Annotated in this window: 23 protein-coding genes; 12 read left to right on the forward strand and 11 right to left on the reverse strand. The window is 40.5% G+C overall.

Annotation, left to right across the window (positions count from 1 at the left end; genetic code table 11):
• Positions 1-63: 63 nt before the first annotated feature.
• Entirely contained in the window at positions 64-240 is a 177-nt protein-coding gene (locus tag ACQQ5U_RS05545) for a hypothetical protein (RefSeq protein ID WP_437395974.1), read from the reverse strand.
• A gap of 5 nt (positions 241-245) precedes the next feature.
• On the reverse strand, positions 246-1538 hold the full coding sequence (locus ACQQ5U_RS05550) for an aminopeptidase P family protein (RefSeq protein WP_437395976.1): 1293 nt from the start codon (positions 1536-1538) through the stop codon (positions 246-248).
• A 79-nt stretch (positions 1539-1617) separates the two neighbouring features.
• Between ACQQ5U_RS05550 and ACQQ5U_RS05555 the strand changes: the two genes are divergently transcribed.
• The gene (locus tag ACQQ5U_RS05555) at positions 1618-2007 is read left to right on the forward strand and encodes a DUF2721 domain-containing protein (RefSeq protein ID WP_437395977.1); all 390 of its coding nucleotides are present in this window, start codon (positions 1618-1620) and stop codon (positions 2005-2007) included.
• Between the two features lie 182 nt (positions 2008-2189).
• The gene (locus ACQQ5U_RS05560; RefSeq protein WP_437395978.1) at positions 2190-2621 is read left to right on the forward strand and encodes a hypothetical protein; all 432 of its coding nucleotides are present in this window, start codon (positions 2190-2192) and stop codon (positions 2619-2621) included.
• Between the two features lie 16 nt (positions 2622-2637).
• On the opposite strand, the gene ACQQ5U_RS05565 is transcribed toward ACQQ5U_RS05560, so the two are convergent.
• The gene (locus tag ACQQ5U_RS05565; protein ID WP_437395979.1) at positions 2638-3528 is read right to left on the reverse strand and encodes a RimK family alpha-L-glutamate ligase; all 891 of its coding nucleotides are present in this window, start codon (positions 3526-3528) and stop codon (positions 2638-2640) included.
• Between the two features lie 174 nt (positions 3529-3702).
• Between ACQQ5U_RS05565 and ACQQ5U_RS05570 the strand changes: the two genes are divergently transcribed.
• The 4 genes from ACQQ5U_RS05570 to ACQQ5U_RS05585 are packed head-to-tail and all read left to right on the forward strand — an operon-like array spanning position 3703 to position 7685.
• Positions 3703-4368: a succinate dehydrogenase cytochrome b subunit gene (locus ACQQ5U_RS05570; RefSeq protein ID WP_437395980.1), complete on the forward strand. Its 666-nt coding sequence runs from the start codon at positions 3703-3705 to the stop codon at positions 4366-4368.
• A 2-nt stretch (positions 4369-4370) separates the two neighbouring features.
• The gene (locus ACQQ5U_RS05575) at positions 4371-6374 is read left to right on the forward strand and encodes a fumarate reductase/succinate dehydrogenase flavoprotein subunit (RefSeq protein ID WP_437395981.1); all 2004 of its coding nucleotides are present in this window, start codon (positions 4371-4373) and stop codon (positions 6372-6374) included.
• A gap of 6 nt (positions 6375-6380) precedes the next feature.
• On the forward strand, positions 6381-7127 hold the full coding sequence (locus tag ACQQ5U_RS05580) for a succinate dehydrogenase/fumarate reductase iron-sulfur subunit (protein ID WP_437395982.1): 747 nt from the start codon (positions 6381-6383) through the stop codon (positions 7125-7127).
• Positions 7128-7172: 45 nt separating this feature from the next.
• Positions 7173-7685 carry a very short patch repair endonuclease gene (locus ACQQ5U_RS05585; protein ID WP_437395983.1) on the forward strand — a complete coding sequence of 171 codons (513 nt, stop codon included), beginning with the start codon at positions 7173-7175 and terminating at the stop codon, positions 7683-7685.
• Here the strand turns inward: ACQQ5U_RS05585 and ACQQ5U_RS05590 are convergent.
• The gene (locus ACQQ5U_RS05590) at positions 7660-8364 is read right to left on the reverse strand and encodes a helix-turn-helix domain-containing protein (RefSeq protein WP_437395984.1); all 705 of its coding nucleotides are present in this window, start codon (positions 8362-8364) and stop codon (positions 7660-7662) included. The two genes, ACQQ5U_RS05585 and ACQQ5U_RS05590, sit on opposite strands and share 26 nt — an antisense overlap.
• A 140-nt stretch (positions 8365-8504) precedes the next feature.
• On the opposite strand from ACQQ5U_RS05590, the gene ACQQ5U_RS05595 reads away from it, so the two are divergent.
• The gene (locus tag ACQQ5U_RS05595; protein WP_437395985.1) at positions 8505-8825 is read left to right on the forward strand and encodes a hypothetical protein; all 321 of its coding nucleotides are present in this window, start codon (positions 8505-8507) and stop codon (positions 8823-8825) included.
• Here the strand turns inward: ACQQ5U_RS05595 and ACQQ5U_RS05600 are convergent.
• The 7 genes from ACQQ5U_RS05600 to trhO all read right to left on the reverse strand — a co-directional run bounded on the left by ACQQ5U_RS05600 (position 8811) and on the right by trhO (position 16220).
• Complete coding sequence (locus ACQQ5U_RS05600) at positions 8811-9329, reverse strand: GNAT family N-acetyltransferase (RefSeq protein WP_437395986.1); 519 nt, start codon at positions 9327-9329, stop codon at positions 8811-8813. The two genes, ACQQ5U_RS05595 and ACQQ5U_RS05600, sit on opposite strands and share 15 nt — an antisense overlap.
• Positions 9330-9653: 324 nt before the next feature.
• The gene (locus ACQQ5U_RS05605; RefSeq protein WP_437395987.1) at positions 9654-10307 is read right to left on the reverse strand and encodes a CoA transferase subunit B; all 654 of its coding nucleotides are present in this window, start codon (positions 10305-10307) and stop codon (positions 9654-9656) included.
• 2 nt (positions 10308-10309) lie between these two features.
• The gene (locus ACQQ5U_RS05610) at positions 10310-11011 is read right to left on the reverse strand and encodes a CoA transferase subunit A (protein ID WP_437395989.1); all 702 of its coding nucleotides are present in this window, start codon (positions 11009-11011) and stop codon (positions 10310-10312) included.
• A 99-nt stretch (positions 11012-11110) separates the two neighbouring features.
• Positions 11111-13444 (reverse strand): penicillin-binding protein 1A, encoded by a 2334-nt coding sequence (locus ACQQ5U_RS05615; RefSeq protein WP_437395990.1) that lies wholly within the window; start codon positions 13442-13444, stop codon positions 11111-11113.
• Positions 13444-13935 (reverse strand): gliding motility lipoprotein GldH, encoded by a 492-nt coding sequence (locus tag ACQQ5U_RS05620; RefSeq protein WP_437395991.1) that lies wholly within the window; start codon positions 13933-13935, stop codon positions 13444-13446. The genes ACQQ5U_RS05615 and ACQQ5U_RS05620 overlap by 1 nt, the downstream gene beginning before the upstream one ends.
• On the reverse strand, positions 13925-15085 hold the full coding sequence (locus ACQQ5U_RS05625; RefSeq protein WP_437395992.1) for a PSP1 domain-containing protein: 1161 nt from the start codon (positions 15083-15085) through the stop codon (positions 13925-13927). Before ACQQ5U_RS05625 ends, ACQQ5U_RS05620 begins: the two co-directional genes overlap by 11 nt.
• Positions 15086-15188: 103 nt before the next feature.
• Positions 15189-16220 (reverse strand): oxygen-dependent tRNA uridine(34) hydroxylase TrhO, encoded by a 1032-nt coding sequence (gene trhO, locus ACQQ5U_RS05630; protein WP_437395993.1) that lies wholly within the window; start codon positions 16218-16220, stop codon positions 15189-15191.
• A 275-nt stretch (positions 16221-16495) separates the two neighbouring features.
• On the opposite strand from trhO, the gene recA reads away from it, so the two are divergent.
• The 5 genes from recA (at position 16496) to ACQQ5U_RS05655 (ending at position 21385) form a co-directional block, all read left to right on the forward strand.
• Entirely contained in the window at positions 16496-17503 is a 1008-nt protein-coding gene (gene recA / locus ACQQ5U_RS05635) for a recombinase RecA (RefSeq protein ID WP_437395994.1), read from the forward strand.
• 96 nt (positions 17504-17599) lie between these two features.
• Positions 17600-18040, forward strand: coding sequence for a hypothetical protein (locus ACQQ5U_RS05640; RefSeq protein WP_437395995.1), 441 nt, complete (start codon positions 17600-17602; stop codon positions 18038-18040).
• A 28-nt stretch (positions 18041-18068) separates the two neighbouring features.
• Positions 18069-18602: an RNA polymerase sigma factor gene (locus tag ACQQ5U_RS05645; protein WP_437395997.1), complete on the forward strand. Its 534-nt coding sequence runs from the start codon at positions 18069-18071 to the stop codon at positions 18600-18602.
• Positions 18603-18610: 8 nt separating this feature from the next.
• The gene (locus tag ACQQ5U_RS05650; protein WP_437395998.1) at positions 18611-20074 is read left to right on the forward strand and encodes an outer membrane beta-barrel protein; all 1464 of its coding nucleotides are present in this window, start codon (positions 18611-18613) and stop codon (positions 20072-20074) included.
• A 195-nt stretch (positions 20075-20269) separates the two neighbouring features.
• On the forward strand, positions 20270-21385 hold the full coding sequence (locus ACQQ5U_RS05655; protein ID WP_437395999.1) for a histidine kinase: 1116 nt from the start codon (positions 20270-20272) through the stop codon (positions 21383-21385).
• The last annotated feature ends 8 nt before the right edge of the window (positions 21386-21393 follow it).

Here is a 21393-nt window from a genome sequence, read left to right on the forward strand (position 1 = left end):
ATTATGCTTTGATGAAGTTTAGTGTTTTATTTGGAAAGGCCATACCTGATGTCTGTAAATAGTTTATTCCGAGCCGCGTTTTTTCTTATTATATCGATAAATGGCATAAGCAATGCCTGCCAACACAACAAAAGGGAGATAACTCCCGATGACAACGCCTATTTCGTAAGCACTGTCGGGAGCTTCCTGCATCTTTTTTTCAATATCGGTCTGTTGTACCAATAATAGTAAAAGCTTCATTTAGTCTATTTGTTCATCAACTCCTCTATCTCTTCAATCTCGATAGGAATGTTACGCATTAAGTTAAAAGGCTCTCCTTTTTCCTGAATGACAACATCATCCTCTAAACGGATGCCCATTCCCTCTGCTGGAATATAAATTCCAGGTTCCACGGTAAATACCATATTGGCTTTCATTGGTTTTTTCAATTCACCATAATCGTGTGTGTTTAATCCGATGTGGTGACTGGTGCCGTGCATAAAATATTTCTTGTACGCTGGCCAATCCGGATTTTCGTTTTGAACATCTGCTTTGTCCAGCAATCCCAAACCAATCAACTCTGAAGTCATCAACTTACCAACTTCTTTGTGGTACTCCGCCCAAATAGTCCCGGGCACCAACATTTTAGTGGCTTCGTTCTTTACACGAAGAACTGAGCTGTACACTTCTTTCTGTCTTGCAGTAAATTTCCCGTTTGCCGGAATTGTACGAGTCATATCACTGGAATAATTGGCGTACTCGGCAGCAAGGTCCAGCAAAATCATATCACCGTCTTTTACTTGCTGATTGTTTTCCAAATAATGGAGCACATTGGCGTTATTTCCAGATGCAATAATCGGACTATATGCAAAGCCTTTGGAACGGTTTCGGATAAATTCGTGCAAAAATTCGGCTTCCATCTCGTACTCCCAAACACCAGGCTCTACAAACTCCAATATTCTTCTAAACCCTTTTTCGGTAATATCGCAGGCAGTTTGCATTAACTCAATTTCTTCCGGTTCCTTTACGCCACGGATATTTTGCAAAATTGGGTTGCTTTTCGCCCATTGATGTGCTGGATATTCCTTTTTACATTTTTCTATGAAACGATCCTCACGGGTCTGGGTTTCCACGGCTTGACGATAATGCTCATTAGTATTAAAGTAAATCGTGTCGGCCTCGGTCATGAGATCAAAGAAAACCTTATCAAAATCAGTTAGCCAATAAATCGTTTTTATACCTGAAACTTCAGTCGCTTTTTCCTTCGTAAGCTTGGCGCCTTCCCAAACTGCAATATGCTCGTTGGTTTCTCTCACAAAAAGGATTTCCCTGTGTTTTGGGTCCATGGCATCGGGGAACATCAATAAAATGGTCTCCTCTTGATCTGCTCCACTCAAGTAAAAAATATCACGGTCCTGTTCAAAAGGCAAGGTACTATCTGCACCAATGGGATAAATATCGTTGGAATTGAATACCGCAATACTTTTGGGTCTCATTTGAGCCATAAATTTCTTACGATTCTTTACAAAAAGATTGCTGTCTATTTGAGCGTATTTCATATCTAATCATTGATTTGTCCAAATGTAGCCAATTGCGTTATCGAAGACAAATTCTTACCTTCAATATCAAATTGAAACCATGCAACTCAACCTAAGTATTCCCGCTCTTCTTTTTCCTGCTATTTCTTTGACAATGCTAGCCTACAATGCTAGGTATTTGGCCATTGCGACATTAATCAGGCAATTGCACAAACAGTTCGAAGAAACCTCGGCCCAACCCTTAAAACAACAAATCAACCAATTGCGTACCCGTTTGGGAATTATTAAAAACATGCAGGCTTCTGCCATTATTAGTTTTTTATTGGCCGCGATAACCATGTTCATGATCTATGTAGAAAAGAACGTATGGGCCAATGTGATTTTTGGATTTAGCTTGGTTTTTTTAGTGATTTCGTTGGTGTTATCGCTATTGGAAGTACAGCTTTCTACAAAAGCTCTGGGAATTCAACTAAAGAGCATGGAGAAATAATCAGTTAATAACACAATTTACGTAGGAATACTTCTTGTCCAAATAAAATTCGGATTATACGCCATCAATTGAAAAACTCCATATACCAATCCGTATGGGGCATTGGTGAAATCAGCTCAAATATAACCTTTGCTTAAATCTACTTTTGATGATAACAACGACACATCAAAATGAATGGTGATATGCGGCGCGTAATGGATTTAGAGTTTTTCAAGACCATAAGGGAAATCAGAGAATACAAGTTTGGAATTTTCTATTTCTTTGATGGATTAGTGATTTCCGAAATGAAGGAGGGTGAGGTTTTTGATTGGTCGATTGCTGAAAAAATTATTGATGTAGCTTATGAAGTGTTGGGCAAGGACAAGCCAATCGCCTATATCAGTAACCGCATCAATAATTACTCCGTTGTACCAACAGATTGGTTGAAATTCTACAAACATCGTCACCAATTGGAATTTTATTCTGTTGTGGCTTACAATCAAGGTGGATTGGCCAGTCTGGTTTTGGAAAAAATGTTTTTCAGGAATAAAATACGTCAGTTCTCCAATCTGGAAGATGCCATAAAATGGAGTTTGGAAAAAGTCAACAAAAAAACAATGGGACTGCCCGCATAAACAATAGTGGCTTCAACTACTTTCTGGTTCTTTTTCCATGTCTTTCCACATACTGAACAATACACTTCGCCACATTTACCCCCGTGGCCTCCTCGATGCCCTTTAATCCGGGAGAGGCGTTCACCTCGATCAAAAGAGGACCGTTATTGGAACGGATCAAATCCACGCCAGCCACGCCAAGGCCCAAATGTTGGGTTGCATTAATGGCTATAAATTTTTCTCTTGGTGTCAATTGCACCTTCTGGGTTGCCGCTCCCCGGTGAACATTGGATCTAAAATCATCCAGTCCACTCGTCCTTTTCATGCTGGCCACAATTTTGTTGCCCACCACTACTATTCTAAGATCTTCTCCATTAGCCTCCTCAATATACTCTTGCAACAAAATGCTGGTATTCATATTATATAATGTATCTATCACAGATTTTGCCGACTTTTTACTTTCCGCCAAAATAACCCCTTTGCCTTGGGTACCTTCTTGTAATTTAATGATGACCGGAGCTCCCCCCAAAAGCTCTATTTGAGCATCCACATTGTTTGGGTTGATGGAAAAAACGGTTTTTGGCACAGGTATTCCTTTTTTAGACATCATTTGCAAGGTAGCCACCTTATTTCTTGCCCGAACAATTCCCAATGATTTGGCTGTACTGAAGACATGGTTCATCTCAAACTGCTTTACAATTGCAGCTCCGTGCCGGGTTACCGTGGTGCCAATTCTTGGTACAATGGCATCAAATTCATCGGTAATATTATCCGTTCCAAAAAAAATCCGAGGCTTGCTTCCTCCTAACTGTACCGAACACTTTGTATGGTCAATGTGTTCAACGTAATGTCCTGCCTTTTCAAATTCATCTGCAATCCTAGCCGTAGAATATACATTGAGGCTCACCGAAAGAATGGCAATGTCCATGATTTTTTGAATTGTTTTGAAAATCAATCGTAATATCGGTCAAAATTCCCATAATAGAATCTAGATAAGCCAAATACCAATAGCTTATAATGAGTCTAAATAAGTGTTTTTACAATGTTGAAAGCTTGTTAAAAACTCATCCGTACCGTAAATTTGTTAAAAAACTAACTTCTAATGAGTTTGATAAAATCTTCGCTGGCCCGAAAATATGTCATGGCCCTATCGGGTCTTTTTTTGGTCACATTTTTGATTCTTCACGTAACCATCAATTTGGCCTCGGTATTTTCCCCCGATTTTTTTAATGAAGCATCCCATTTTATGGGCTACAATCCGATTGTCCAATTTTTGATGCAACCTATTTTGATCATAGGTATTGTAGTACACTTTGTTATGGGCTTTGTTTTGGAAATCCAGAACAAAAAAGCACGAGATGTAAGCTATGTTAAGTACAAAGGCAGTGCAAACGCGCCTTGGGTTTCCAGAAACATGATTTACTCAGGTCTGGTTATCCTTGCTTTCTTGGCATTGCACTTCTACGATTTTTGGATACACGAAATGGCCTACAAATATGTCGAGGCCACACCAGAAGACCCAACACGTTACTACCACGAAACTGTAGAGAAATTTGCTCCTTTCTGGAGAACCGTTCTTTACGTGATTTCCTTTGTGTTGCTAAGCTTGCACTTGTGGCACGGCTTTGCCTCTTCGTTCCAATCCATGGGTGTAAACAACAAATACACTGCTGGATTCAAAAAATTTGCAAAAATATTCGCGGTAGTGGTACCCTTGGCGTTTGCATTTATCGCCTTATACCACCACCTTAACCCAATAACACATTAAGTATGGGCATATTGGATTCTAAAATTCCATCTGGGCCATTGGCCGACAAATGGACCAAGCATAAAAACGACATCAATCTAGTTAACCCTGCCAACAAAAGGAACATCGATATCATTGTTGTAGGTACAGGACTTGCAGGCGGTGCCGCAGCAGCCACGTTGGCCGAGTTGGGTTACAATGTAAAAACATTCTGCTACCAAGATTCTCCACGTAGGGCGCACTCCATTGCTGCCCAAGGGGGAATCAACGCGGCAAAGAACTATCAGGGAGATGGTGATAGCAATTACCGTCTCTTCTACGACACCATAAAAGGTGGGGATTACCGCTCCAGAGAAGGCAACGTTTACCGTTTGGCAGAGGTCTCCGGAAATATTATCGACCAATGTGTGGCACAAGGTGTTCCCTTTGCCCGTGAGTATGGCGGTATGTTGGACAACCGTTCTTTTGGTGGCGTACTTGTATCGAGAACCTTTTATGCCAAGGGACAAACGGGACAGCAATTGTTGCTAGGTGCCTATTCTGCTATGAACCGTCAAATCAACCGTGGTAAGATTCAAGCTTACAACCGTCATGAGATGATGGATTTGGTATTGGTAGATGGCAAAGCAAGAGGGATCATTGCCAGAGACTTGGTAAGTGGAGAAATTGAAAGACACAGTGCCCACGCCGTTGTTTTGGCCACGGGTGGCTACGGAAACGTGTTCTTCCTTTCTACCAATGCCATGGGAAGTAATGTAATGGCCGCTTGGAGAGCACACCGTAAAGGAGCTTTCTTTGCCAACCCTTGCTTTACTCAAATTCACCCAACTTGTATCCCAGTTTCAGGTGACCATCAATCCAAGTTGACATTGATGTCCGAATCACTTAGAAACGACGGACGTATTTGGGTGCCAAAGAAAAAAGAAGATGCCATCGCTATCCGTGAAGGCAAATTGAAACCTACAGAACTTTCTGAAGAAGATAGGGACTATTACTTGGAAAGAAGGTACCCCGCTTTTGGTAACCTTGTGCCCCGTGATGTGGCATCTAGAGCTGCCAAGGAACGTTGCGATGCCGGTTTTGGAGTAAACAAAACTGGAGAAGCGGTATTTTTGGATTTTGCGTCCGCTATTGAACGCTATGGAAAAGAGAAGGCTTTGACCTCTGGCATCAAGAATCCGGATAAAGCAACCATTACCAAATTGGGTGAAGAGGTTGTAGAAGCCAAGTATGGTAACCTGTTCCAGATGTACGAAAAAATCGTGGATCAAAATCCATATAAAACCCCAATGATGATCTATCCTGCAGTACACTATACCATGGGAGGTCTTTGGGTAGATTACAACTTACAGACCACAATCCCTGGATGTTATGCAGCTGGAGAGGCCAACTTTAGCGATCACGGTGCCAACCGTTTGGGAGCTTCCGCTTTAATGCAAGGTTTGGCAGATGGATACTTTGTTTTGCCATACACCATTGGTGATTACTTGTCCGATGACATTAGAACAGGTGCCATTCCAACAGACTCTAAGGAGTTTGACGAAGCTGAACAACAGGTTCGTGATAGGATGGAGAAGTTGATGAGCGGTTCTGGAATCCATTCCGTGGATTACTATCACAAGAAACTGGGTAAGATCATGTGGAACAAATGTGGTATGGCCCGTAATGAGAAAGAGTTGAAGGAAGCCATCAAGGAAATTTCTGAGCTTAGAAAGGACTTCTGGGAAAACGTAAAAATAACTGGAACTATAGACTCCAAAAACCAAGAGCTCGAAAAAGCAGGACGTGTTGCCGATTTCTTGGAATTGGGTGAGCTTTTCGCTAAAGATGCATTGCACAGAAACGAATCTTGTGGTGGACACTTCCGTGAAGAGTACCAAACCGAAGAAGGCGAGGCACTCCGTGATGACAAAAACTTTAAATATGTAGCCGCTTGGGAATATAAAGGAGAGCCAAAGGATGCGGAATTGCACAAAGAAGATTTGGTATACGAAAACATTGAACTGAAGACACGATCCTACAAATAAGAAACTATGAAATTATATCTAAAAATATGGCGTCAGAAAGACGCGTCCACACCAGGAAAAATAGTTGATTATACCCTTGACGGTGTAGAAGGTGATATGTCTTTCTTGGAGATGTTGGATATCCTAAATGAAGAATTGGTCTCCAAAGGAGAAGAACCAGTAGAGTTTGACCACGATTGTAGGGAGGGTATCTGCGGAACCTGTTCCCTACAAATCAATGGTGAACCACACGGGCCGGATAGATTGGTTACCACTTGCCAATTACACATGCGTAAGTTCAACGATGGGGACACCATTGTAATTGAACCTTTCCGTGCCAAAGCATTCCCTGTAATCAAGGATTTGATTGTTGACCGAAGCTCATTTGACCGAATCCAACAAGCTGGGGGCTATATCTCTGTGAACACATCCGGTAACACGATTGATGCCAATACCATTCCAATTAACAAATACGACGCGGACGAAGCAATGGACGCTGCTACCTGCATTGGTTGCGGGGCCTGTGTGGCTGCTTGTAAAAATGCAAGTGCCATGTTGTTCACCTCTGCCAAAGTTTCTCAATTTGCCTTGTTGCCACAAGGACAAGTTGAAGCCACAGAGCGTGTACAAAATATGGTTCGCCAAATGGACCTGGAAGGTTTTGGAAACTGTACCAACACCGGAGCATGTGAGGTGGAATGCCCTAAAGGTATTTCATTGACCAACATTGCCCGTATGAACCGTGAATACTTATCCGCTACGTTAGAGGGATAAATGCAATAACATTTCAATTTACAAAACCCAAATTCCCATAGGAGTTTGGGTTTTTTGTTATCTTACGGTATGCCCAAAGAATACCCGAAAGAACGGATTAAAGTACCTCGATTTAATGAGGAATCCGGTTTTTACACCACGCCGGAACGTTCCAAGATTATGGGAAAGATTCGCGGCAAAAACACCAAGCCAGAACTCGCCTTTAGAAAAGCGTTGTGGCAATCGGGCTATCGATATCGTATCGACTACAAAAAGCTCATAGGAAAGCCGGATATCGCCTTAAAAAAGTACAAGACGGTCATATTTATAGATGGTGAATATTGGCATGGCTATAATTGGGAAGAACGAAAAGAAAAAATCAAGACCAACCGAGAGTTCTGGATCCCAAAAATTGAACGTAACATGCAACGGGATACAGAGGTAAATCAAGCTTTAAAAGAAAAAGGATACAAAGTCTTCCGCTTTTGGGAAACCGAGGTGAAAAAAAACCTAGATGAATGTTTAGAGGAAGTGCTAACCCATTTAAATAAGGTCAAAGCTGCTTTTTCACAATCTTGAAGACTTGCAACACATCATCCAAAGGCAACTCAAAGTCCTGAAATTCGGGTGATGTATTCAAATTATGGCACAAAACCGCTTTGCTTTTCTTATTATACCCTGTAAGCTGTTTACAGATAATCCTATTCGCACAAACCAATATATACGATTGGTTCCAAAAGGTATCACTAGCACGCACAAAAGACGCTTTCTTTATTTCCAACCCTAGTACATATGCCTTATTCGGAACCGCCTCTACGCTGGAATCGTTCATGGAATCACCGGACACCTCAAATATGCGATGGGGTTCATCACTTAAAAAATCAATAATAAACCCACCTTGAAAAGGATTACTGAGATTATCTTTCCGTAAACTCTCAATATACTTCTGATGCCATTCTACCAAAACCAATGGTGACATCACCAAGTATTTTCCATGTTCCAGAGGATAAAAAACGCTGCCATGTTTGGTAAAAGGTTGTCGTTTGGTGTAAGCCTCACCCATATCGTTCACCTCATGCATATAAAGCTCGGCTATGGTGAGCCCAAAGTACTCCGCAATTTTAGTGAGATTTTTTATGGGAATATTGGCATCCTTCCTTTCATAGAGCTGAATGGTACGCAAACTAACTCCAATTTCTTTGCCCAATTGTGATTGGCTGATATTATTTTTTCGTCTTAATTGCTTAATTATATACATTATTTTCTATATTGTGTAATATTGTTACGCAATACGCACTTATCGCAGCAATTTATCTAGTTTTCTGTAATTGGGTTACAGGCCAAATATAGAAAATAGGATTTGACCCCGACATATAATTATTTAAACAGGAATTATATATGGGCTCTATTAAAGGTCTTGGACCACTTTTAAAAAGCGAATTAATCTTTGGAGAGGAAGATTATGGAAAACCAATTAGCGAAAGACTGTCTGAAGTACTTCGAAGAAACGCCACCAAAAACGATTTTGCCAATATTGCCATTCAGAGCAATGTGAGCTTTTCGACCATAAGGGATGTGGTGTATCGTACCAATAGCTTGACCAAGCTGAACGCCAATGCCATTTCTTTATTGGCGCATGCTGCTTTTGAAAACTCCTTTGCCTACAAATTACAAGCTGAAGGTGATATTCTATATTTGGGAAACTTATTGAAGCTCTAAACGCAAGAGCCAGTCGGTCTGCTTGTCCGTTCCAATGTAGTAGGGATGCTCAGCAAATTTGTTGAAACCATGTCTTTGATAAAAACGAATGGCCTTGGGGTTATGTTCCCATACTCCAAGCCAAATGTATTCCATCTCCAATGTCCTGGCCTTCATAATGATTTCTTGAAGCATCCACGCCCCTATTTTTTTGCCTTGATGGGCTTCAACCACATAAATACGTTCTATTTCCAAAGCGTTAGGATCATGAACATCGGTCTGTGCAGACGCTACATTAAGTTTAAAATAACCTACTAACTCCCTATCTTCAAAAACAAAATGAAAAAGGCAGTCTTTGTTCGCCAATTCTGCAGCCAATGTTTTCGGAGAAAAAGCTTTTTCAATATAGACCATAAAGTCTTTTGGGTCATTGTCCTTTTCAAAAGCAGCGGCAAAGGTCTCCTTTGAAATTTTGACCAAGGTGTCCAAATCGGTACTAACACATTCCCGAAGGTGTAATGGCATCAGAAGAAGTTTTGTCTAAAATTATCGCAAAAAAAAGAGCCTAACAAGATGTTGGCTCCATATTTTTCAGGGGGGATAAATACTGATCTATAGCATAAAAAGCTTCTTGATCAAAAGCATAAAACCTGTGAAAAAATCATTTCTGTAAACTTGTACATTCTCGTCCATCGTAGTTTTTGATTTTAGGGCCATGGTATATAGGTTTTAACGGTGTTAATTTGGGTAAAAAATTCGATATAACCAAATATATACTCGATGAATGGCAATTTAAAACTATTGTTGTGTAATCCCTTGTTTTTGTTGTAAAAAAGCCTCGGGTATTTATCAAATGTTCATTTCGGGAATGTCTCCGTCAACCACCAAATTTCCTTCCGTCGCTTCCTCGATTTCTTTCACAGAAACTCCAGGTGCTCTTTCCAATAATTTGAATCCTTCAGATGTCACCTCCAAAACAGCAAGGTTGGTCACAATTTTGGTTACGCAGCCAACCCCGGTCAATGGTAAGGTACATTGCTTTAATAATTTAGATTTTCCTGCTCGGTTCGTGTGCATCATAGCCACAATTATATTTTCAGCTGATGCCACCAAATCCATAGCGCCGCCCATTCCTTTCACCATCTTTCCAGGAATCTTCCAGTTGGCAATGTCCCCGTTTTCAGCAACTTCCATGGCTCCCAAAATGGTCAAATCAACATGTTTGCCCCGTATCATTCCAAAACTCATGGCCGAGTCAAAAAATGATGCTCCCGGCAAGGTGGTAATAGTCTGTTTACCTGCATTTATAATATCCGCATCCTCCGCCCCTTCAAAAGGAAAAGGTCCCATGCCCAACACTCCATTCTCGCTCTGGAATTCAACACTTATATCGTCTCTAACAAAATTGGCTACCAGAGTAGGTATCCCAATGCCAAGGTTTACATAATATCCATCCTTGACCTCTTTTGCTATCCTTTTTGCTATTCCGTTTTTATCTAACATAATTAACTTTTCTGTCTAACTGTTCGCTGCTCTATCCTTTTCTCAAATGATTCTCCTTGGAAAATACGCTGTACAAATATTCCCGGGATATGGATTTCGTTTGGATCTAAACTTCCTGCTGGAAGCAATTCCTCCACCTCAGCTACAGTAATGGTAGCAGCACCACACATACAAGGATTAAAGTTTCGTGCCGTTCCCTTGAATATTAAATTCCCGGCCTCATCTCCCTTCCATGCCTTTACAAAAGAAAAGTCTGCTTTAAAAGCAGGTTCCAGCACATACATTTTTCCATCAAATTCCCGAGTTTCTTTTCCTTCCGCCACTTCAGTTCCATAACCTGCTGGTGTATAGAAAGCTGGGAAACCGGACTGTGCCGCCCTACATTTTTCAGCCAGTGTTCCTTGCGGCGTTAATTCGACCTCCAATTCACCACTTAACATTTGTCGTTCGAACTCATCGTTTTCACCCACGTAAGAGGATATCATTTTTTTGATTTGATGCTTCTGCAAAAGCAGCCCGAGGCCAAAATCATCTACACCGGCGTTATTGGATATACAGGTGATGTCCTTAATGCCCAACCGAACCAATTCGGCAATTGCATTTTCCGGTATTCCACATAGGCCAAACCCACCCAGCATAAAGGTCATGCCGTCTTCGACACCCCTTAAAGCCTCCGTAACATTGGCAACTGTTTTATTGATCATATAATTCGTATTTATATTGCCTGAAATTACGATTTAAATAAAAAAGCCCCAAGCAAATTAAGATATGCTTGGGGCTTTATTTTATCAAAATGGGTTTGGCTAGAAATCCAAATCGTCCAAATCGTCTTCAATATCAATTTTTTTCTCCTCTTCGTCTTCCTGTTCTTTAGAACAATCTATATTGATGGACATTTCCTCTGGTTCCTCGAATGCATCTTGGGATACACCTATTTCCTCATTGGCATAATTCTTCTTCATATACAAAGCCCAAATCGGCAATGCCATAGCGGCACCTTGCCCATACAATAGGCGGTTAAAATGAATCGCCCTATTATCACCACCTACCCAAACTCCTGTTACCAAATTGGGAACCATACCCATAAACCAACCATCACTTTGGTTTTGAGTAGTTCCTGTTTTACCGGCAATCGGGTTGGTCAACTCATACGGATAGCCAGTTATAATTTCTTTGTAAACCGTTTGATTCTTTCCAAAGGTGTGCCTTAATCTTCCCCCGGAACCATATTGTGTTACCCCTTCCAATAGATTTACCATGGCATAGGCCACATCCTTACTTAGTACATCCCTTGTTTCAGGAGTATATTCATAAAGTACGGTGCCGTTTTTATCTTCGATACGGGTAACCATTACAGGCTTCACATATACCCCTTGATTAGCATAGGTTCCAAATGCCCCGACCATTTCATATACACTTACATCGGGTGTACCCAATGCGATGGATGGCACTTCAGGAATTTCCTTTGTTACCCCCATACTTTTGGCTATGGAAGCTACAGAAGCTGGCCCTACCCTATCAATTAACTGCGCTGTTACCGAATTTACCGAATTGGCCAAGGCGCTTTTTAATGTCATGTTCTCTCCAGAATAGGTCCCATCAGAGTTATCAGGGCACCACATTTCCATGTTCCCATGCTTTCCCGGTTCAATACAATATCGATTGTCTGGCAAAGTAAAACATGGCGAGTAACGCAATTGATCAATAGCAGCTGCGTATACAAAAGGCTTGAATAAAGAACCCGCCTGCCGTCCTCCTTGGATTACATTGTCATATTGAAAATGTTTGTAATCTATTCCACCCACCCAAGCTTTTACGTGACCAGTTTGTGGTTCCATGGACATCATAGCGGTACGCAAGAATGTTTTATAATACCTAATGGAGTCCATCGGGGTCATAATGGTGTCTTTCTCGTAGGAATCACTATTCCAATCAAAAACTGTCATTTCGGTTTTCTTGTGGAAGGTCGCTTCGATATCTTTTTCGGAAAGTCCTTCCCGTTTTAAGACCCTCCATCTTGGCGAGCTTTTCATAGCCCGTTCCATAATAGTGTCTATTGCCCCTCTTGTCAAATCTAAAAAAGGTGCAGTTGGGTTACGGTCGGGAGTATTTTGGTGGAAGAACTCAGCCTGCAAATTCTTCATGTGTTCTTGAACCGCTTCTTCTGCATTACGCTGCATTCTAGAGTCTACGGTGGTATATACTTTTAAACCATCAAGGTAGATGTTGTACTTTTCGCCATTTGGTTTCGGGTTCTCCTCCACCCATCTTTTCAAAAAGCGCTGCATATACATTCTAAAATATGTGGCCAACCCTTCTCTGTGCGATTCTGGATTAAAATTGATATTCATCTCCAAACTTTGGAGCGAATCCTTTTCTTTTTCTGTTAAATAGCCATACTTGGCCATTTGCCCAAGAACCGTATTACGTCTGTTGAACACCAATTCTTCACGGCGTATGGGATTGTAGAGCGATGAATTTTTAAGCATCCCAACCAAAACGGCAGATTCTTCCGTTTTCAGCTCAGCAGGTTCCTTTCCAAAATAAATTCTGGCAGCGGAACGAATACCATCTGCATTGTACCCAAAGTCATAAATATTAAGGTACATGGCTATAATTTCTTGCTTGGTATAGTTACGTTCCAAGCGTGTAGCGATAACCCACTCCTTGATTTTTTGGGTTACTGCCTCAAACAGGTTTCTTGATCTTACCCCTACAAAAAGTTGACGTGCCAATTGTTGCGAAATGGTACTAGCCCCTCCTTTGGTTCCTAAATAAGCCAAAGCTCTTACAAATCCCCGAGCATCAATTCCGGAGTGATCATAATATCGAGCATCTTCGGTAGCCACAAGGGCGTTTACCAAATTTTGCGGAAGGGTTTCATAATCTACCCATGTTCTGTTATCGTCCAAATAGAGTTTTCCCAAGGTCTCCCCATCTGATGAGATAAACTCTGTTGCCAAATTGGTCTCGGGATTTTCCAAACGTTCAAAGGTGGGCATCTCCCCAAAGACTCCCCAAGAAGCCAATAGAAAAATCAGAACAATGGAAAGTACTCCTGCTCCAAATAAAATCCAAAACCATTTAATGAAAGGAAAAAAATTCTGCTGTTGTTTTTTTTGACGCTTCTTTGCCATTATAATTTGGGTGCTTTTTCTATTTCCAAACCAACATCTGTTACGCCTTCTAAAATATGAAGGCCTTCCACATCGCCATTTTTGCGCATGGCATGGGAGATATTCACTTTATATACGCCAGAATTCGGAAAATCGATGTTTTCCTTGTACCAAAGTTTGTTTTCCTTGACACCGCCCATTCCTTTTCCGAGCCATTCCCCAGTGGGTTCGGCCATTCTATATTCCAACGTGTCCTTAACGGTATTGCCGCTCGGATATTCTAACTCAGTAATCAAAAATAAATTGCTGAAGGCAAAAGTATCATCGTTTCTTATGTTGATGAACATATTGTATGTTTCCGTAGAATCCAGTTCGGAAAATTGAAAGTCTACCCTTTGACCTATCTCCCATTTCCCTTCTTTAATTGGTTCATACTCGGAATAAACCAGTAACTCATTACAGGATGATAATGCAAGAACTGTAATAAGAAGAAACAAAAATTTATTTCGCATTGGAGGATGCTTTAGATTTTGGTTTTCTGCGTTTTTTCTTTCTTCGCTTTTTATTCTTGGGTCTATCAAAGCGAGTAAGACTGTCTTGACCTACAACATTTTCAAAAGTTGTTTTTTCTTCCTCCACATTGTCCGCGGCATATTCCTCTAAACTGGCAACTTTTTCATTTTTCTTGTTGATTTCCAGAATTTCCAATACTTGATCCTTGGACAAGGTATGCCATGTTGCAGGTTCATCTTTATAAGAAAACCAAAGCGTTTCCTTAAAAATATCCGCTTTTTGGCAAAAGGCCAATCCTTTTTGTGTTTTTAGCTTACAATCGGATGGAGGAAAGTTTTTGAGCGCCTCCAAGTACATATCCAACTCGTAGTTGAGGCAGCATTTTAGTTTTCCACATTGACCTGCCAACTTTTGAGGGTTCAAGGCCAATTGCTGGTAGCGGGCAGATGCAGTACTGACCGATCTAAAATCGGTTAGCCACGTAGAGCAACAAAGTTCCCGACCGCAAGAACCGATACCTCCCAAACGCTGGGCTTCTTGTCTGTAGCCGATTTGGCGCATTTCAATTCGAATACCAAAGGCTTTGGCCATATCCTTGATCAACTGCCTAAAGTCCACGCGGTCTTCCGCTGTGTAGTAAAATGTGGCTTTGGAGCCGTCTCCTTGAAACTCCACATCGCTCAACTTCATTTGAAGTTTTAACGAGATAGCTATTTCTCTGGAGCGTTTTTTTATTTCCTCTTCCCTATCCCTACATTTTTGCCAAATGTCAATATCCCTTTGGGAAGCTTTTCTATAGATTTTAGGAATGGTTTTATCTTCTGGAGATACTTTTTTGCGTTTCATTTGAATCCGCACGAGTTCACCTGTAAGAGTCACCACCCCAACATCATGTCCGGATTTGGCCTGAGTGGCCACAACATCCCCAATGGACAATGTGAGATTCTCCGTATTCTTGAAAAATTCCTTTCTACTATTCTTGAAACGTACCTCAACGCAATCAAAAGGTTTTTGACCGTTGGGCAACGACATATTGGAAAGCCAGTCAAAGACTGTCAGCTTATTACAACCATCAGTGCCACAAGTTCCATTGTTCTTGCAACCACGCGGTTGTCCATCCTTGCCGGTTGAACAACTGCTACACGCCATATTTAATATCTTGATTTAAGGAAGTTTAAAAGCACCTCCCTAAAAAGGGTTCATAAAAATTACTAATGGTAAATATACTACAATTTGTTGCAGCAGTGAAATGCTAATTTTTGTATTTCAACACAGGTGAGCGTCCTTTTTTGAATATTTTATTACTGGCTCCCTTACCTTTTCGCAAACGTTTTTGCTCCTCAAACGGCAATGCATGAACTTCCATGCAATCCACCGAGCAACAATTGTTCATGGTATCTGCGCATTCTTCACACTGGATAAAGAGTAAATGACAGGCTTCATTCGCACAATTTACATGTGTATCGCAAGGTTTGCCACATTGATGACAATGTGCTATCACCTCATCAGAAATACGTTCCCCCCTTCTGTGGTCAAAAACAAAGTTTTTCCCCAAGAATTTATTTTCCAATTGCTTTTCCCTTACTTGTCGGGTGTATTCAATAATCCCGCCTTCCAGCTGATAAACATTTTTGAAACCTTTGTGTTTGTAATAGGCACTTGCCTTTTCGCAACGGATACCACCGGTGCAATACATTACCAATTTTTTATCATCCTTATGCTCGGCAAGATCTTTTTCAATAATATCGAGAGAATCACGGAAGGTATCAACATCGGGGGTAACGGCATTTTTAAAATGGCCTATCTCACTTTCGTAATGGTTTCGCATATCCACCAAAACAGTGTTTTCATCTTCGATAAGTTCGTTGAACTTCTCGGCATCTACGTGGATTCCTTTGTTTGTAACATCAAAAGTGGCGTCGTTCAACCCATCGGCCACAATCTTTTTACGGACCTTCACTTTTAATTTCAAAAATGATTTATTATCCTGTTCAATGGCGATATTCAATCTTACATTTTCTAAAAATGTAATGGTGTCCAAATGTTCTTTAAAAACATTAAAGTTTTCAGCGGGAACCGAAAGTTGCGCATTTATCCCTTCGTGGGCTACGTAAATTCGACCGAGAACATCCATATCGTTCCAAGCCAAGAAGAGATGGTTCCTCAAAACATGAGGATTACCTATATGTGCATATTTATAGAAAGAGATGGTAAGCCGTTCTTTTCCAGCTTCCTCAATAAGGGCTTCCCTTTCTTTTGCACTTAATGTATTGTACAGTTGCATGCTATACTTGATTAAGTTAAAGAATGGTTCTTTTTAATTTGCGACAAAGATAGAAATTAAAGGGAAAGTAAAATCAAAAGGGCCTTTGAACAGGCCCTCCTAATCCTTTACTTCTTTCTCATAGCTGAATTTTCTTCCTCCTAGCAATTGTGAGCTATAAATAGCTCTATATATATGAGTTAGTACACCTAAGATGTAATGTTATTAAAAAGGTTGCGTGGCCTTTGTAGCATGTTGAAAGAAATGGTATTTTAGCCTTCCTAATAATTTTTACCATGAGCAAAGAGAAAGAAGCAAAATTAAAAGCCCTTAAACTTACATTGGACAAGTTGGACAAAACCTATGGCAAAGGTGCTGTCATGAAAATGGGGGACAGTGTTGTTGAAGATGTTGAGGTAATTCCTTCTGGCTCATTGGGATTGGATATTGCCCTGGGCGTTGGAGGTTACCCCAGAGGTCGGGTGGTTGAAATCTACGGTCCAGAATCTTCTGGTAAAACCACTTTGACCTTACATGCCATTGCGGAAGCTCAAAAAGCCGGTGGGATAGCAGCTTTTATTGATGCAGAACATGCCTTTGACCGTTTTTATGCCAAAAAATTGGGTGTTGATATCGATAATTTGATTATATCCCAACCCGACCATGGGGAACAAGCGTTGGAAATTACAGAAAACTTGATACGTTCCGGTGCCATTGATATTGTAATCGTGGATTCCGTAGCTGCTCTTACACCCAAAAGTGAAATTGAAGGTGAAATGGGAGACTCCAAGATGGGGTTACATGCCCGTTTGATGTCCCAGGCATTGAGAAAGTTGACCTCCACTATAAGCAAAACCAAATGTACCGTAATCTTCATTAACCAATTAAGGGAAAAAATCGGTGTAATGTTCGGGAATCCGGAAACCACCACCGGTGGTAACGCCCTAAAATTTTACGCTTCGGTAAGATTGGATATTAGAAGGTCTACCCAGATCAAAAATACAGACGGAGATGTTCAAGGTAACAAAACACGTGTAAAAGTTGTAAAGAACAAGGTTGCTCCACCATTTAGAACTGCAGAATTCGATATTATGTATGGAGAAGGAATATCCAAAATCGGAGAAATACTCGATTTGGGAGTTGCTTATGAAATTGTTAAGAAAAGTGGTTCTTGGTTCAGTTATGGAGATACCAAATTGGGACAAGGAAGAGATGCCGTAAAATCACTGCTTATGGACAACCCAGAACTATCCGAAGAATTGGAAGGAAAAATCAAGGAAGCCATTGCTGCCGTGAGGGAATGATCCTTTTACCGATTTTTTGGGTAGATTAACTTTTGGTTACGAAAATCCCACGCAACCCTTGTTTGTGCCGCACATCTAAAGGGTAAAAGGATTAATATGAAAAAAGTGCTAATGCCCTTTATTTTGATTGTGGCATGCTCATGGTTTATCTCTTGCGAGGTGGATGATGATTCCCCCAACTTTTACTTTACTGCCTTAAATACGATTGAGGCCGAAGTACCCGAATCATTTGAATTTGGTGAAACTTACGATATTGAAGTAACCTTCTTAAGACCAAATGGTTGTACCTTTTTTGAAGGTTTTGATGTGGTACAAACAGCGGAAACCAGCCGTGACGTAGTGGTCATAGGCTCAGTGCTTACAGATGAAAACAGAGTTTGCACCCAAGCTGTTGAGGAAGTGGTTGCCACTCTTAAGTTCAAAGTAATTTACACCGATGATTATATCTTTAGGTTTTATGCTGGGGATGATGCCGATGGCAACGCCACATATTTGGAATATACCGTGCCAATAACCGAAGGGGTATCATCAAATTAGAAATCAATAATCCAAAATTGACCAACATTTGGATCTTGAAGAACTGATACATAACTGTCAAAAGGGAAACCGACAGGCGCAATCTGAGCTATACCAGAGATATTCCGGTATCCTTTTCGGAATGTGCCTGAAGTACTCTCGCAACAAAACGGAGGCCGAAGACAACCTCCACGACAGTTTTATGACCATATTCGATAAGGTCGATCAGTTCAGTTTTAAGGGGTCTTTTGAGGGTTGGATCAAAAGGATTACCGTAAACACGGTACTACAGAAATACAGGAAGGACCAATACCTTAACCTAGTTTCGGAAAACACCGAAGAAGAGGAAGAGGAGGTAGATACTGAGGATGCCGATATAAGTCTATCTACTTTATTGGGATACATTCAAGAACTTCCACATAAATACAGACTAACATTTAACCTCTATGTACTGGACGGTTATAGTCATAAAGAAATCGGTGAGATGTTGGGGACATCCACTGGAACCTCAAAATCAAACTTGGCACGGGCCAAAGCCATTTTGAGGGATAAAATAGAAAAAACTAAAATAAACATTGCTTAAATAGATTAATGATGGGGAAAAAGAACTTAGAGCAATTGTTCAAAGAACGCTTTCAGGACTTTCAAGAAGTTCCAGATGCAAAAGTCTGGAGCTCTATTGAAGCCTCTTTGGACAAGAAACAAAAAAAGAGAGGCATTCCTATTTGGTGGAGCCTTGGGGGTGTAGCCGCTGCCGTGGTAATTCTACTGTTGCTCATAAACCCGTTTGCGGAAGAATCCGCTCAAGAACAAACTGTTACGGAAAGGGAAAACACTGCCACTCCCAACGAATCGGACATTTCAGAAGAAAAGGACAGTAAAGGTTTTAATAGTTCCGACATTACTGCTGAAGAACAAAAGGGGTTGGCTAAAACTTCCGAACAGGAAAGCTTGGTACAAAAAGCCACTCAAACCTCAAAGACTGACTTCCATATTGGTGATGAAACGGCAGTTGCAGTCAACACGACATCCAATTCAGAAAGAAATGGTTCTACAGAAAAACAGCAATCAGTAAATAGCAATTTGGTCCAATCCAAAACCATTCTCACTGAAAAAGGTAATGACTCCGAAAACAATGATGCTATCGCGATGAATAAGATTGATACTAGCTCCATCCACCAGAAGCAGTCGATCACAGAAGCTGATGAGAACAATAATGAGATTGCCCAGAACACGGTAAAAAAAGGTGATGTTGAAAAAAAATCCCTTTATGATGCCATTGAGGAGCAAAAAGAAGTAGAAGAAACGGTTGCGGAAAACAAATCAGGAAAATGGTCCGTTGGCCCTTCTTTGGCCCCTGTATATTTTGATGCTTCCGGAGATGGTTCCCCCGTAGGTTCAGATTTTACTTCTAACTCAAAATCGGGAAAACTTAATTTAAGTTACGGTCTTACAGTTGCTTATGAAGTCGGCAAAAAACTAAAAATACGTTCGGGAGTGCACCGTGTAGATTACGGTTACAGTACCAACGACGTGGTTTTCTCCTCTACCTTGCGCGCTGCCTCCACGGATAAAATAGCCAATATTGATTATAGCAAAAACTCTTCCACAATAGTGGTTCAGAGCAAAGACAACGCCAAAAACACACCCGCTATCAATTCCAAAGAGATTGCCTTGAGCGAGGTACCTGCCCTAGATGGAAAAATGGTTCAGCAGCTGGGCTATATCGAGGTTCCTTTGGAACTAAACTATGCCCTTCTTGACAAAAAATTTGGTGTTGACCTAATTGGAGGAGTAAGCTCCCTTTTTCTGGTGGACAATTCAGTTTTGTTGGAGTCCAACGAACTGGTGACTGAAATTGGAAAGGCCAATAATATTAATTCGTTGAATTTTAGTGCCAATGTGGGCATGGGACTCAATTATCAATTTTCACCAAAAATCAGAATCAATGTGGAACCTGTATTTAAGTATCAACTAAACACATTTTCCAATGTATCAGGTAATTTTCAACCTTATTCCATTGGGGTTTATAGCGGATTTAGTTTCAGGTTCTAGAAATAAAGAAGTTGGTTAGGAAGATTGCTCCTTAATGCAATCAATTGGGCGCTCTACTAAAATGGGGCGCTTTTTTTATATCAAAAAACATACGTATATTTTTCTTACATTCAATGCCTAAACATTAACCAACCTATTGACACTGTGAAACATCAGCAGTTTGAAGACGTCCTAATATATTTTTCCAAATCACTCATGGGAAAGGAAAATGAAGAAGATATTCTTTGGGACGTGGCCAAAAATTGCATTTCCAAGTTAGGCTTTGTGGATTGTGTAATTTATTTGGTGGACGATAATGAAAATATACTCGTACAAAAAGCTGCGTACGGCCCAAAAAGCCCAAAGGACCGGACACTTTATAATCCAGTAAAAATAACTGTTGGAGAAGGAATTACTGGAAGTGTTGCAAAAACAGGAAAAGCAGAATTGGTTCTCGATACATCGAAAGATCCACGTTACATAGAAGATGATGACAATAGGCTCTCGGAAATATGTGTCCCCATCATTTACGAAGATATCCTCTATGGAGTGATTGACTGTGAGCACCCAGAAAAAGGTTTTTTTACAGATCGTCATCTTAAATTACTTTTGGCAATCGCTTCAATTTGTGCCATAAAGATCAGGAGTGTTAGGGCAACTAAAGAACTTATCGACAAACAGGAAAAACTAATGTCCATAAAAGAAGAGATGTTGGAGCTTAAGTTAAGGGCATTCAACTCGCAACTAAATCCTCATTTTGTTTTCAATTCTTTGAATGCAATTCAATATTTCATTACTACACAGAACACAAAATTCGCATTGGATTATTTTTCTACTTTCAGTAGGCTTGTGCGCTTTTTTTTGAAACAACTTGGAAAGGACTCGGCTTCCCTTTACAACGAAATTGACATGTTACATTGGTATCTTAAGCTTCAAAAGCTTAGATATGACGGTTCCTTTGACTACACCATATCCATTGAAAAGGAAAACAATGATTTAAAGGAGGCTGTTATACCATCATTTGTAATCCCAATGCTTTTTGAAAATATTGTTGAACAATCCAATATATACAACGTAACCAATCAACACTTCAACATTAACATAAAAGCTTTAAAGACTGTTGTGGAAATAGAAATTCAATATCAGTGTAAAGGTTTAGAACCTGATATTATGGAAAAACACGATTATAGGGAAGATATTGTTAAATGGGAGGATCAGGTTGAATTGCTGAATACTGTTAAGGGTTATGATATCTCACATAAAACTTCCAGTTCTTTTAATGATGGCATTCATAATAGAAATATAATGTTACAGCTTCCCAATCTTGTGTAACGTACACC

Source organism: Flagellimonas lutimaris, from assembly GCF_051494225.1.
Taxonomy (GTDB): Bacteria; Bacteroidota; Bacteroidia; order Flavobacteriales; family Flavobacteriaceae; genus Flagellimonas; species Flagellimonas lutimaris_A.